The following is a 13,862-nucleotide window of genomic DNA, read 5'->3' on the forward strand; positions in this document are numbered from 1 at the left end:
CCGCTATTTGTGCAAATTCGGCATGAAATCGCCGAAAACCGTTAAATAGCGGCCGCTGTGTCCGTTAGCCCCGGAACAGGACCGATTTCCGCCGATTAGCGGCTGCTGAGTCCGTTAGAAGCCCGTTCAGCCGTTCGGCGACATTTTGCGGATGAAATACCTTACTTACTGTATTGCGGAAACATAAAGTTTTTGTAATCAGGCATAAACTGACCGTACATCTGCATAGGATATAGAGTTGGTGATTATTGAAAGCTTCATGAAACCTTTACAGAAAATCATGCAGGCACAGGAAGGGAAGTTGATTTCTTATACTTACACTGGAGAACATTTATCGTATTGAAGCAAGCTGCACGAATCCGCAAGACGCTATTATTATACGGTTGTTGGCGGAAGGTATCGAAGCGCATGAAATGGTTTATTTGAAGAAGAGCTCATTGGATCGCATGAACCTTCTGCTTACCGTTACAGATGCCGTGGGGGCCAAAAGGCATGTTCGCATCAGCCGGAAATGCGCTGAACTGTATCAACTGGCTTTGGAGCAAACCCGCTATATCGTTGACGAAGGTTGCCCATCCAAGCCATCAATTCGGGATCTGCGGGCCAGCGATGATTTGATCAAAGTGAGCATGCACGATTTTATCGGCAATCGCTGCCTCATTACCCAGATGGATTGCGTAATTTTACGAACCATATATATGCGTCTTAGGCGGCTGGCGGAAAAGTTCGCCGCACCGGAACTTACATATATGACGGCAATGACCTATCGTTCAGAGCAGTTCGCGCATGCGTAAGATCAAGTGACTCATGTCACTGAAGCGGCCTGCCTGAGGGGCAGCTTTTGCAGGCAGGGTGCTTGCTGAGTCAGGGACCAGGTCCTGCAGGCAATGGCCAACTCCCGCTGGATGAAAGTCAGCTCCAACTGGTAAGGTTCAGCGCTTGTCGGATGCCGAAGTCCCACTCCCCCTGCACTCCGATAAATGGAAAAACTCCCGTTATTCAGAGCTGTAAATGGCTACTGGAACGAATAACGGGAATTTCTCCTGTTAAAATAGCTATCGAAGATGGAATACAGCGCTTTGTCATGAATCTAACAGGAGTTTTTCCAGCTGTTACGCCTGCAGCGGTATCTTTGCGCTAAATTAACAGGAGAAATTCCAGTTACGCTTGCTGCTAGCCAGTTTGCCCGACCCATTCCGTCCCTTGCTCAACCTGATTTACATTTCCATCCATCACCCCGGCATAAACGGAAATACACGCACCCACCGGCAGCCCTATAAACGTTCTATTTTTAACCTTTTCGTTCGAAAATGTTTGATAACAACCTCGCATTATGCTATTGTCATAATTGTAAGCGATTTCAATCGATGAAAGGTGGATTCATGTAATGACTCATTACGTTAAGCAGTCAACCGACCGTCCGAACGCTTCAAAAAACAGGTTCCCACATCTGCTTGCCCTCACCGCATTAGCAGCTGCCTTCGTGCTGCCAGCCCCAGCCGGAGCGGCAACCGTGAACTGCAGTACCGCTGCCTGCCTGACAACCGCTTTGGCTAATGCCTCCCCTGGAGACCACATCGTCCTTGCAGCGGGCACATACACGGGCAATTTCGTCTCTGGCACCAATGGCAACTCAGCGAACCCGATCATCATCGAAAGCGCCAGCGCTGCGAATAAAGCCATATTGAACGGCGGCGGAACCTCCAGCGGTTATACGCTGTATTTGACCGGCGATTACACCCAAGTCAAAAATTTAAAAATTACGAATGCAAAGAAAGGCATTATGATTGACAACTCCAACAACGGCCTAATAGACGGGGTTGAAGTGTATAATATCGGAGAAGAAGGCGTGCATTATCGCGACGGGAGCTCCAACAACGTCATCCAAAATTCCACTGTTTACGATACGGGGAAAGTAACGGCTGATTATGGCGAAGGCGTCTACGTCGGCTCCGACGTCGGCAAGTGGGGCACTTATGTCAAGGAAGCCAACAACAACCGAATAACGAACGTGACGATCGGTCCGAACGTGACGGCTGAATCCGTGGACATTAAGGAAGGAACGACTGGAACGATTGTGGAAAACAGTACCTTCAACGGCACCGGCATCTCCGGCGCCAATGCGGCGGACAGCTTCATGGACGTCAAGGGGAACAATTCCATCATCCGCAATAACACGGCGTTCCGCAACAGTAATTCCATAATCGTCGATGCGTTTCAGGTTCATGAACGTTCCCCGGGGTGGGGATATAACAATGATTTCTACAACAATACCGTCAACTTGGACACCGCTGCCCCCTATGTCGTGCTTGTCAACGGCGGTTCTGCCACCGCTTGCAACAATACGCGCACACCGGCAGGCAACATGTACACCTCAGGCGTAACGACGTATACATCCTGCTCTGACGGGACGCCAACCCCTAATATTTTGTCCGTGTCTGCCGTTAGCGATAGCGGGAATGACGGGAATGTAGCATCTAATACGCTGGATAACAACTTAAGCACCCGCTGGTCATCTCAAGGTGACGGCCAATGGATCAAGTACGATCTCGGCACAAGCAAAACCGTCAAATATGCGTCGATCGCTTTCCATCAAGGCGATGTACGTACAACGACTTTCGATGTGCAGATTTCCACGGACAACACGAACTGGACGACAGTATTGGCGAGCAAAGTCAGTGCCTTGACCTTATCACAAGTGGACTACGACTTTGCGGATATGAGTGCTAGGTACGTCCGTGTCGTCGGCCATGGCAATTCTTCCGGCAACGGCTGGAATTCGATCACCGAAGTGGACATTTACGGTAATTAACGAGAGAGGCCGGCTCCTTGGCATACGGAGCCGGCCTTCTATGCATGTGTACCCATGTCATACTCCCAGACCTGCAAGGCTGCGCCGATCATGCCGCCCCAATTTCCACGGTAGGCCTTCTCAATACGCACCCCCTCGCGCATCGAAGGCATCGTCTTAGCCATCGTTTCTCGCCGAATCCCTTCGAGAAAAAGCTCGCTCGCATCCGCCACACCGCCACCAACAACAATTAAATGGGGATTAAAAATGTGGATCAGCGAGGCCAACCCTGCTCCGACGGCCGACATCGACTCCTGCATCACTTCGGCTGCAAGGGGGTCTCCTAACCGCCAGCGCGAGAACACTTCTCGCGAATCTACCGGCACCTGCCCCATCCCTGCTTTCTCCAACCGTACGGCCATTCTTCGCGCAATATTCGTGCCTGAGGCATATTGCTCCAAGCACCCTTGGCCTCCGCACAAGCAAGGCTCCCCCTTCCAATCCACGGACAGGTGGCCGAGCTCTCCCCCCGCTCCCCAGACACCGTGAACAAGCTGCCCATTCACAACAACCGCTCCACCAACACCTGTCCCCAGCGCCACGCAAAGGAAATGGTCCATTCCTTTGCCAGCGCCGAGATATTTCTCTGTTAGCGCCAAGACGTTCACGTCATTGTCAACATATACCGGCATAGCGAATTGAGATTGCAGCAGCTGCTTCAGCGGCGTTCCGGCATACCCCGGAAGCAGCTCGGATGCGGACCGGACACTACCGGTCGCCCAATCAATCTGCCCAGCGCTCCCTACGCCGATCCCCTTGAAGCGCAGTCCCGGTCTGGCTGAACCGGCTTCCTGGAGAAGCTTTCGCAACGTCAGCGTCACACGCTCCGAAGTGTCCGCCACTCCCGCAAGTGTCGCCATACTGACGGCAAGCTCTACTTCGCCGCTCGAATGAACGATGCCGGCATTGATTTTCGTGCCCCCGATGTCAATCCCGATGGCGTAGTCGGACATAGGGTCCAACGCAGCCGAAACCTTAACTTCCATGCTTCCCTTCACACCTCCACCTGTTCTCCCCTCAATTCCGGACTACTGTCTGTTCATGGCTTGCATAAATTTGGCGGTAATCAGCTGAGGACGGGTGATCGCACTGCCGACGACGACCTGAGCAGCTCCGCAGTCCAGCGCTTTGGCCGCTTCCTCCGGCGTCCAGATGCGTCCCTCAGCGATGACAGGCACTCGCACCGCTTCACTCAACTCCTGTATTAACTGAAAATCCGGCTCCTCGGATTGGCGGCTATAAGCGGTATATCCCGAAAGCGTTGTGCCGATGAAATCGGCGCCTAACCTTTCCGCTGCTAGCCCCTCTTCCAGCGTCGAGATGTCGGCCATGACCGCCGCCCCCATCTGATGCGCGCATTCAATAAGCGGTTTAACAGCCTCAAGGCGGCCTTCGCGTTTCGTAACATCAAGCGCAACGACTTCTGCTCCGGCCATGACAATTGCTTTCACTTCATTCAGCGTAGGCGTTATGAAAATATCCGATCCGGCGATTTCTCTCTTAATTAGCCCGATTACCGGCACGGACACCTCTTGCTTGATCGCAATGATATCGAACACGCCGTTCGTGCGAATGCCGGACGCCCCTGCACTTACAGCGGCTCTAGCCATTTTGGCCATCGTATCGCCACCTCGCAGCGGTTCATGGGGGAGCGCTTGGCATGAAACAATCAGCCCCCGCAAAGGGAATAATTCACGAGCTCGATGTATCATAGCCTGGCTCCATTCACTTCAGCTATATAGCCCAGCATCCGTTGATTCAAAGCTATAATCCGTTGTTGATCCGCTGCAGCAACAGGCAGTAAGGGCAACCGGGGCTGCCCCGTTTCATAACCCCGCTCCTTCAAAATGGCTTTGCATGCCCCATACAAGGAAGGGAACGACAGCAGCTCGGTGATCAGTTCATTCACGATGAACTGCCACTTCTGCGCTTCAGCAATCAAGCCCTGACGGAAGCATCGCTCGATGTGAAGGAACAGCTCCGGCATGACTCCGTAAGTCCCCCCGATACCTCCATCGGCGCCTATGCTCCTGCCTGCCAAGTATTGTTCGTCCGGTCCGTTCAGAACGAGGAAGCCTTCTCCCCCGGCCGCTTTGAACTGCTGCAGCTCGAATGTGCTTTCGGCGGAAATTTTGACGCCGATCACTTTGTCTTGTGCCGCCATACGCGACAGCAGGCTTAGTGACAAATGAAAGCCCGTCGTTTGCGGGATATGGTAAATGATGAACGGCAGCGATGTGCTGTCGATGATCGCCTGCCAATGCGCCTCTACGCTTGGTGCCGACAGACGGTAATAGATAGCCGGCACGGCTGACACTGCGTGTGCCCCGACTTTCTCGGCGTGCACAGCGAGCTCTACGCTGTCACGGGTGGACGGTGCGCCGACATGCGCGATAACCGTCAGTTCGTCGCCGACTTCTTCGATCACGGCCTCCAACATCGCCTTCCGCTCTGCAACGGATTGCAGCATGCCCTCACCGGAGGAGCCGCCAACGTACAAGCCTGTGACACCGGTCTGTGCGTAGGACCTCGCTAAACGGCGTGCGGATTCTCTGCTTATCTCACCGTTGTCGTCATAGCAGGAATACATCGCAATAGTAATTCCCTCAAACCCATCCGAATTGTTGGTTTTCATATTGATCTTACCTCCTGTTTCTTGCGCTTTTGCTTGCTCTTGCGTACCTCTCGTACTGCACCCCTGCTTGTTCTCACGTACTCCACTTACCGCGCTCTTGCTTGTTCGCCCGTACTCCACTTACTTACGCTCTTGCTTGTTCTCACGTACTCCACTTACTGCACTCCTGCTTGTTCTCACGTACTCCACTTACCGCGCTTTTGCTTGTTCCCACGTACTCCAGTTACCGCACTCTTGCTTGTTCCCACGTACTCCACTTAATGCGCTCCTGCTTGATCCAGCGTACTTTACTCTCTTACACGCCTGCTTGTACTTGTGTACTGCTGCAGCTGGTTACCGCGCTCCCATCTGTACTTGCACCCCTGCTGCTTCTTACGCTCACCGTTTCGCTACCGTTTCTTGCATTCCCCTGTCTCGCTCTCCTGCTGTTTCTTGCATTCCCCTGTCTCGCTCTCCTGCTGTTTCCTGCATTCCCCTGTCTCGCACTACTGCAGTTTCTTGCATTCCTCTTTCTTCCCCCGTTACAATCCCGCTACCGTCAGCCCCTTAACCCTTCACCGCACCCATCGTAATGCCCTGCGTAAACGCTCTCTGGAACACGATGAAAATGGCAATCATCGGAACGGATGCCAACAGCGCACCTGCCATCAGAACGCCGTAGTTCGTCATGAATTCGCTTTGCGTCGTCATCATGGACACACCCAGCGGAAGCGTCATCATCGGCGTGGAGCGAATCATGATCAATTGACTGAAATAATCGTTCCACGAAGCAATGAAGGTGAAGATGGCGAGAGCTCCCAGAGCAGGCTTTAACAGCGGCAAAATAATCGTCGAGAACAGCCGAATTTCCGTGCAGCCGTCCATCTTCGCCGCTTCCATCAGCTCCCCCGGAATCGTCTGGGCGAACTGTTTCATCAGAAAAACGCCGAACGGCCAACCGATAGCCGGCAGGATAAGCCCATAGTACGTATTCACCCAACCGAAATCAGCCAGCATCGTGAACAAAGGAACGAGTATGACCTGCTTCGGCAGCGCCATAGCGGCGATAAACATCGTGAAAATGATTTTCCTGCCCGGAAATTGCTTTTTCGCCAGCACGTAGCCCGCCGTTGACGAGACGAGGCATACCGCGAACATTTCACAATGGATATGACGAAGCTGTTCAGCGTCCAGCGGCCTATCGGGTTTTTGAACAATTCCTGCCAGTTGCCGATCGTCGGCTCCAGCGGGAACCATTCCGGCGGAATCGCCGTCGCGACCGTTTGTATTTTGAATGCACCTGTCACGATCCAGTAAAACGGAAAAATAAATACAATCGTCGATAGCAGGAGAATGATCATGGAGACCACCTTGATCGGGGTCCATTTTCGTTTTACGCCCGCAGACCGAGTTTGCCTCATACCGCCGGAGCGCGCTTGCCCATATGCGTTTGCCGTCATGATGACCTCCTAATACTCTACATCGCTGCCAAAATATTTGAACTGAATCGTCGAGATGATGCCAATCACGATCGCGAGCAGAATGCCCATGGCCGAGGCAAGCCCGAAGTGACCCAAGAGAAAAGCTTGCTCATAAACGCCGTACATCACCGTCGACGTGCTGTAGACCGGACCGCCGGATGTCAACAATTGAATAAGCGCGAAGCATTGGAACGTATTGATCGTCGTAATGACGATGACATATAAGTTCGTCGGCATCAGCATCGGCCACACAATTTTGATGAAAATTTGCCACGGTGTCGCCCGGTCAATCTCCGCCGCTTCCAGATACGAAGCAGGAATGTTACCCAGCGAGGCGACGTACAGAATGATTGGCTGACCGACCGATGTCGTGATCAGTACGGCAATAATCGCCAGCAATGCAGTTCGCGTATCGCCCAGCCAAGATACCGGCTCGAGTCCCGCGAGACTTGTGAGATAGTTCAAAATGCCGTAGTTCGGGTGGTAGATCCATCCCCACACGACGGTAACGCTGACGACCGAGGAGACCGCAGGCAGATAGAACACGCCACGAAACAGCGATCTCCACGTTTCCTTCATCTTGTAAATATTCACCGCAACGAAAACGGAAAAAATGATAACGACCGGCACGGCGATGACGACCAGCAATACCGTATTCCGCATGGATTTCAGAAAAATTTCGTTATGAAGCAATGCCGTATAGTTATCCAGACCGATGAAATCGAAATTTCTTAACGAGTAATCGAAAAAGCTGATATAAATGCCTCTTAGCATCGGGTATGCAACAAATACGAGAAAAAATCCCAACGCCGGAAGCAAAAAGAGAATAGCTCATCAGCCAGTCGCGCAGCGCTTTGGTTCTCCACTTGCCAATGGATGCCTCCATGTCCTTATCCCCTTATCTTGTGTGTAGTGAAAGGGGCAGCGCACTTCCTTGCACTGCCCCTGCCAACCCATTGCTACTTCTGGACTTGAGCCCGGGCCTTCGCCATCGCTTCATTCGCTTTGACGGCAAAAGCATCCAACGCTTCCTTGCCTGTAGCCGCTCCGGTCAAAGCACGCTGCAGCTCAGGGAACCAGAACGTGCGGATCTCTGCATAACCGTCTGCAATCGTCGGCGGATCCGTAATGAATTGACGCGCGAGGTCAGCATACTTGTACTCAGGGTCGTCATAAAGACCGGTCACGGATGTGCGGGCGGATAATCCGCCGGTTTGAATGACGTTCTTCTTGCCCCACACAGGATCGTTGACGACGAAATCGATAAATTTCTTGGATGCGGCGATCTTATCCGCATTGCCGTTATTGAAGATGGCCAGACCTCCCAGGAACGGCTCCAGCTTAGGTTTGGAACCGTCCAGCGTAGGGAACGGCAGCAAAACATCTTCGAAAGGCACTTTCTTATTCGCTACGTTCTGCGCTTTCAATACCGGCGAATAATTCAGTGTAAACGCCAGCTTCCCTTGCAGAAACAAGTCATTCACGTCGGATGCCGCCAAGGAAGCGGCTCCGGCTACGCTCAGTTTGTTTTTGGTCGCTTGAACAACCCAATCCAGCGCCTTGCCGGCATTCTCCGTATTGATCGCAACCTTCGTGTTGTCCTCCGTCAAGAATCGGGATACCCCCAAATTCGCCAAGTAGGCGCGAGTGCCTTGGTCCCCCGCTGTGCTTTTGGCGAAAAATCCGGTCGGAATCATGTCAGGCGCCTTCTCTTTGACCGCCTGCAGTGCTTTCTCATATTCCGCTGCCGTCCACGTTCTGTCCGGTCTGCCCAGCGGAAGCAAATCCAGCGCGCCGATTTTCTCAAATACGGTTTTATTGACGGCCATCATGAACGGCCCCGTATTCAGCGGATACATAACGATTTGATCGCCAACTGTCGACTGCTTCCAGAAAGCCGGGGCGATGTCATTCTTCACCTCTGGTGTAACCATGTCATTCAGCGGTGCAAGCAGTTTCTTTTTGCCCCAGTCGATAATGCGCCCCGGTGCGTCGTAGATGACGTCAGGCGCCGTGTTTGAGGCAATCGCCACGTTCAGCTTCTGTGGCCCCCCGTCGAACGTAATCATTTCCAAATTGACTTTAATTTCGGGGTATTTCTGGTTGAAAGCGGCTATGATCTGTTTCTCGTATTTGCCTACCTCACCGTCCAACGTCTGGAAGTTAGGGAAATTCCACCACGTAATCTCCACCGGTTTGGCGCTGGCTACTGCAGCCGGCGGCTTCGAGGCATCCGGTGATGCAGCCGGCTTGGCCGTTTCTGTATTGCCGGTACATGCAGCCAATAGGGACCCAACTAACGCGACGCTTAGCACGGTCATTAACCCTTTTTTCATTGTCCTCATTCAAGTACCCCCATTATCGTTATAGGAATTTACGGGACTCGTTTCATTCCTTGACCTAAGCATAGATCATAAAGTCCAATGGCAGAATCCCACTGGTTTGACATCTATGGTCCAATTATGACCTGTTCGGTTTTCTGTTTTTTATGAACACGTTTTGTAGCGATTTTAGTATATAATTCAAGTAAAGAGAAGAGCAGGTCACAATTTTCGGGGGAATTCATGTATACGTTATTAATCGTTGAGGATGAGCCGCTGATTCGCATGGGACTCCAGCATTATTTTGCCTGGCAGGAACTTGGGGTCACCCGTATTTTGGCGTCGGACAATGGAAAATCAGGTTTGGAGCTGGCGCTCCTGGAGCGTCCCGATCTCATTATTACGGATATTCGCATGCCGGAAATGGACGGCTTGGCGATGATCGAAGGGCTGCGCGGCCGGTTGCCCGACACCGTTTTTATCATTTTGACCGGCTTTAATGAATTTGCCTATGCGCAGCAAGCGATCCGTTTGGGCGGTGTGCACGCCTTCTTGATCAAGCCGTTGGAATATGAGGAAAGTCTAGCCACCATTCAAGAGTGTATGGAGGTGGTTTCCAACCGGCATAAGAAGCGCGAAGCGCTAGCGGAAATGGAGTTTGCCGTGCAAGAAACGAAGCGGTTCCGAGAAAGCGAATGGATTCGTTTGCTGCTAGAGGATGAGCCGTCCGAGTCGTTTCACGAGGAGATGGCAAGCAGCCTCTTCGGATCGCCAAGTGCCGGCTGTTTGCCGTTCGTTCTGACTTGGCTGCCACCGCTTGCCGCTTCCCCCGTTTCCAGAAATGCAGTCAAAGAGGCGGCCGCCTCGATTATCGAAAGCGCGATTTCCAACCTATACAGCTCTCTGCTTGTTCGTCCATGCATGACCTATCTGCACAAGAACAAGCTGTACGGTATTGCCTTCGTCCATAACTGGAGTCAAGATGAGCAAGGGCTGCCGGAAGGACCTTCTGAGCAACTGATCAAGCAGGCGGGGCTAACCGCGCAAGCCTCCTTCTATCTAGCAGTCGGTTTACCGACCTCCTCGATAGCCGAACTCGGTCCTTCTATGAAACAGGCGGATAAAGCGCTGCTGCAGCGTTATTTCATACCTGACAGGCATATCTTTATGGCGGGAAGCGGCAACGGCCAACATGACATCACCGACATCACATCCGCCGCTCTCCTGCAGCTGGACGAGCCGAACAAGAAGCAGCTGCTGGCATGCCTGGAGAATGCCGATGCCGAACAAATCAAGGCGCTTCTCCAGCATTTCGCCGGGCAGCATGCGGAACCCATGCAGCAGCTCTCGCCTGCACGCTGGCTTGCCTTTCTGCAGGAACTGATCAGCGCTTGCCTTCAATTCGCAGGCAGGAACGGCGTCCCTTATGAAGGCGTTTACAGTGATAAATTGTTAAGCCTGGCATTCGTAGACGACTTCCCTACGCTGGAGGCTCTGTTCGAATGGCTGGGCGCATGGATGGTTCAGCTTGGCATGATGTGCCGCCAGAGCTCGCTGTCTGATTCTCCGCAGGACATGCTGATCTTCGAACTGATCGCATCCTATATCAAGCAGCATATCGCCGAAGAAGTGACGCTGCAGATGGTAGCCGACCGGTTCTACTATAACCCGTCATATTTAAGCCGGCTGTTCAAACGTAAACTGAACAAAAACTATATGCGCTTCGTGACGGAAATCCGTATGGCATATGCCCAAGAACTGCTGAAGAAGCCCGACCATCTCGTTACGGATATTTGTACGATGTGCGGCTATAAAAGCTTTAAGCATTTTGTGAAAACGTTCGGCAGCCTCACCCGGATGACGCCTACGGAATATCGAAAAAAATGGGGCTGGGCCTGATATGTTCAAATCAAAGCGGTTATCTTTTCCCATCCGGATGAAACATGTGAATCATCAAATCTTTGTGCTGACGATTCTTATCATCACTGTTCCGTTGCTGCTTATCTCCGTCATCATCTATGTATTTTCCATTCAAGCGGTCAAAAACGAATACCAGAACAGTTCCAATTTAATTTTGAAAAACTTGTCCTTCAATATTGACCAATATTTGCAGAGTATCGAGAAAGGCACGCTCAACGCTCAAATGGACGGGCAGCTGCAAGCGGCGCTGGAGCATTGGACGACAGCTGGCGATGACAGCGGCAGCGACCGGATGATTGCCTACGGCAACATCATCGAGCATTTTATTTCTTCCATTGAGATGACGATCAAAAATGTGGACTCCGTCCAAATTTATGCCGGATCGCGCGTCTTCTACTCGATGAATTTCAATCGCTCGGATTACGATGTCAACGATTTCACGCACGAAGACTGGTACCTGCAGACCCAACGTAAAGCGGGAGGCATCGTGCTCTTCGGAGCACATCTTCCGTTTCACCGCGTGAATGCCAAACAATCCGTCATTTCGATCGCCAGAGTCATTAACAAAGTCGGCACCAAGCAGCCGCTCGGGGTCATGCTGATCGATATCCGCCTTGATTCGCTGCGGGAGATTTTGAAGCTTTCGGAGGACAGTAAACGGTCTTTTCTCATCCTCGACGACAAGGGCGGCATGATCTATAATTCGGAGCGCAGTCAAGTGATGACCGATATCTCGGCTTCCTTGCAAGCTCCCGCTATACATGCCGCTCTGGACCATGATTCGGGCAGCTTCTACTCAGACTTCGCCGGTGTGGATACCTTCTTCAACTATGTCGCTTCCCCTTACTCCGGCTGGAAAGTGATTCAGTATATCGACGAGAAGGAGATGACGAAGCAGGCCGACATTTTAATCAAAATCATACTGACCTTGGCGATCCTATCGCTCGGAACGGCGTTGTTGTTCATGTTCATTCTATCCGCGCGGGTCACCAAACCGATCATTCTGCTGAGCCGGCAGGTCAAACTGATCGGATTAGGGAAGCTCGATGTCGATTTGAGCACTGACCGGCAGGATGAATTCGGCGTGCTGTACCAAGGCATCCGCAAGATGGCCGAGGATCTGCAAAGCTATATCGAGCGTTCCGCCACAGCGATGGTGCAGCAGAAGATCGCCCAATTCGGCGCGCTGAAAAGCCAAATTAATCCGCATTTTCTGGCCAATGTGCTGGAGTCCATCCAAATGAAGGCGATTATGAACGGGCAGCGGGAAATTAGCGATATGGTCGGCATGATCGGGCGGTTGTTCCGGATTCATATTCAATCCGGGAAAGAGACCGTCACCTTACGGGAAGAACTGGAGCATATCCGGTTATACGTGAAGATCCAGCAGCTGCGTTTTCCAGATAAAATTCAGTACTTGGAGCGGCTTTCGGAGGCTAGCGAAGAGCAGCAGGTACTTCATTTCTCTCTACAGCCGCTCGTTGAGAATGCAATTATTCACGGGCTGGAACGGGTCAGCCACCCCGGTCTGCTGGAAGTGATGACGCAAAGTTCCGGTAACGACATGGAGATCGTCATCAAGGACAACGGGGCCGGGATGGATGAGCTACAGCTGCAGCAGCTGCAGCAGCGGCTTGCCCAATCATCCGATACACTGGGTGAGGCTCATATCGGGATCAAGAATGTCCACGACCGGATTGGTTTCTATTTCGGGGAGCCGTATGGCCTGACCGTTCGGAGTCAAGCCGGTGAGGGGACGACCGTCACGATCCGCCTGCCGATGAGGAAGCGAGAGGCATGAGAAATATGAAAGGAGCTAAGCGCTGCCGCTTAGCTCCTTTTATTACCCAAGCAAATCGTCCAGAATGCCTCTCAATTGATCCGCTACCGCCCCGGCGCCTGCCTCCAGCTCGTCTATGCTGAAATAATAGCGGTGAAGCGATTCGTCGGTGTCCATCAAATCCGCCAGCATGCCGCCGAAACCACGGCCTCTGCGGTCAAGCTCCATGATGACTTCTACGCCGTTCTCGTTCGGGTAGAAGACAAGCTCCAGCTCATCCACCGAGCTGCGGTATTCGCCGTTCTGATACGGCACGAATTCGAAATTTTGAATAAACGGAAGATGATAATTGCGCTGCGGATAATACTCGTTCTCGGCCTTATGCAGATGAAAGCCGATCTCCTCCAGCGCTTCGAATAAAATTGCGGTGTGCGGATGCGGAGCTACCTGGATATAATCCCGGTCGGACGGATCCACGGCGTTATCGATATCCAGTCCCGTATGAATCCAGATTCGGCCAGCCCCGATCGAGATCGGCGTCTCATGAGGAAGCTCGAAATGAAACGGAATCTCAACCGATTCTCCGGCTGCAATCGTTAACCGCTCTCCCAGCAGGATGTTCGCTACGGCCGCCGTTACTCTCTCCTTGCGATCAGAGTCGCTCTGGGACGGCTTCAAGTACTCCGTCATGATCTGGAAATAAATCTTCTCCACTTTTTGCTCGACGCTGCCGCCTTTCATCAGGACGATGCCATCAACGAGCTCACCCGGAACGAATCGATTCGTATGAAACTGCGCATCCACCTCAATATTACCGATACCTGCACTTGCCAGCATTTTCTTAAAAAAAGACATCGTTCTTCCTCCTCTTCGTCCCGATCAAAAAGAGCCCGAA

At 52.3% G+C, this 13,862-nt stretch carries 11 protein-coding genes; 4 read left to right on the top strand and 7 right to left on the bottom strand.

What is annotated here, in order from left to right; genetic code table 11:
* Positions 1–437 precede the first annotated feature (437 nt).
* Together PUT07_RS17170 and PUT07_RS17175 are read left to right on the top strand one after the other, a co-directional pair.
* Positions 438–794, top strand: a complete 357-nt coding sequence (locus tag PUT07_RS17170) for a hypothetical protein (RefSeq protein WP_274469523.1) — start codon at positions 438–440, stop codon at positions 792–794.
* 593 nt (positions 795–1,387) lie between these two features.
* A complete protein-coding gene (locus PUT07_RS17175; protein ID WP_274469524.1) occupies positions 1,388–2,812 on the top strand; it encodes a discoidin domain-containing protein in 1,425 nt (474 codons plus the stop codon).
* A gap of 38 nt (positions 2,813–2,850) precedes the next feature.
* On the opposite strand, the gene PUT07_RS17180 is transcribed toward PUT07_RS17175, so the two are convergent.
* The 6 genes from PUT07_RS17180 to PUT07_RS17205 all read right to left on the bottom strand — a co-directional run bounded on the left by PUT07_RS17180 (position 2,851) and on the right by PUT07_RS17205 (position 9,291).
* Positions 2,851–3,837 (bottom strand): ROK family protein, encoded by a 987-nt coding sequence (locus PUT07_RS17180; RefSeq protein ID WP_274469526.1) that lies wholly within the window; start codon positions 3,835–3,837, stop codon positions 2,851–2,853.
* Positions 3,838–3,879: 42 nt separating this feature from the next.
* On the bottom strand, positions 3,880–4,563 hold the full coding sequence (locus PUT07_RS17185) for an N-acetylmannosamine-6-phosphate 2-epimerase (RefSeq protein WP_274469527.1): 684 nt from the start codon (positions 4,561–4,563) through the stop codon (positions 3,880–3,882).
* Positions 4,560–5,486 carry a dihydrodipicolinate synthase family protein gene (locus PUT07_RS17190; protein ID WP_274469528.1) on the bottom strand — a complete coding sequence of 309 codons (927 nt, stop codon included), beginning with the start codon at positions 5,484–5,486 and terminating at the stop codon, positions 4,560–4,562. Before PUT07_RS17190 ends, PUT07_RS17185 begins: the two co-directional genes overlap by 4 nt.
* Before the next feature lie 546 nt (positions 5,487–6,032).
* Entirely contained in the window at positions 6,033–6,851 is an 819-nt protein-coding gene (locus PUT07_RS17195; protein ID WP_274469530.1) for a carbohydrate ABC transporter permease, read from the bottom strand.
* 83 nt (positions 6,852–6,934) lie between these two features.
* Entirely contained in the window at positions 6,935–7,765 is an 831-nt protein-coding gene (locus PUT07_RS17200; RefSeq protein ID WP_443147236.1) for a carbohydrate ABC transporter permease, read from the bottom strand.
* 140 nt (positions 7,766–7,905) lie between these two features.
* Positions 7,906–9,291, bottom strand: coding sequence for an ABC transporter substrate-binding protein (locus PUT07_RS17205; RefSeq protein ID WP_274469531.1), 1,386 nt, complete (start codon positions 9,289–9,291; stop codon positions 7,906–7,908).
* Between the two features lie 219 nt (positions 9,292–9,510).
* Between PUT07_RS17205 and PUT07_RS17210 the strand changes: the two genes are divergently transcribed.
* Positions 9,511–11,166: a response regulator gene (locus PUT07_RS17210; protein WP_274469532.1), complete on the top strand. Its 1,656-nt coding sequence runs from the start codon at positions 9,511–9,513 to the stop codon at positions 11,164–11,166.
* Positions 11,167–11,212: 46 nt separating this feature from the next.
* Positions 11,213–12,988, top strand: a complete 1,776-nt coding sequence (locus PUT07_RS17215; RefSeq protein WP_274469533.1) for a cache domain-containing sensor histidine kinase — start codon at positions 11,213–11,215, stop codon at positions 12,986–12,988.
* A gap of 42 nt (positions 12,989–13,030) precedes the next feature.
* On the opposite strand, the gene PUT07_RS17220 is transcribed toward PUT07_RS17215, so the two are convergent.
* Positions 13,031–13,822: a sporulation protein gene (locus tag PUT07_RS17220; protein WP_274469534.1), complete on the bottom strand. Its 792-nt coding sequence runs from the start codon at positions 13,820–13,822 to the stop codon at positions 13,031–13,033.
* Positions 13,823–13,862: the final 40 nt, after the last annotated feature.

The organism is Paenibacillus sp. MAHUQ-63 (assembly GCF_028765165.1).
Taxonomy (GTDB): Bacteria; Bacillota; Bacilli; order Paenibacillales; family NBRC-103111; genus Paenibacillus_E.

Excerpts from the sequence above, each read along its gene's own strand:
- PUT07_RS17210 (WP_274469532.1), top strand. The coding sequence starts at position 9,511 with ATGTATACGTTATTAATCGTTGAGGATGAGCCGCTGATTCGCATGGGA.
- PUT07_RS17220 (WP_274469534.1), bottom strand. The coding sequence starts at position 13,822 with ATGTCTTTTTTTAAGAAAATGCTGGCAAGTGCAGGTATCGGTAATATT.
- PUT07_RS17180 (WP_274469526.1), bottom strand. The coding sequence starts at position 3,837 with ATGGAAGTTAAGGTTTCGGCTGCGTTGGACCCTATGTCCGACTACGCC.
- PUT07_RS17205 (WP_274469531.1), bottom strand. The coding sequence starts at position 9,291 with ATGAGGACAATGAAAAAAGGGTTAATGACCGTGCTAAGCGTCGCGTTA.
- PUT07_RS17185 (WP_274469527.1), bottom strand. The coding sequence starts at position 4,563 with ATGATACATCGAGCTCGTGAATTATTCCCTTTGCGGGGGCTGATTGTT.
- PUT07_RS17190 (WP_274469528.1), bottom strand. The coding sequence starts at position 5,486 with ATGAAAACCAACAATTCGGATGGGTTTGAGGGAATTACTATTGCGATG.
- PUT07_RS17175 (WP_274469524.1), top strand. The coding sequence starts at position 1,388 with ATGACTCATTACGTTAAGCAGTCAACCGACCGTCCGAACGCTTCAAAA.
- PUT07_RS17195 (WP_274469530.1), bottom strand. The coding sequence starts at position 6,851 with ATGGACCCCGATCAAGGTGGTCTCCATGATCATTCTCCTGCTATCGAC.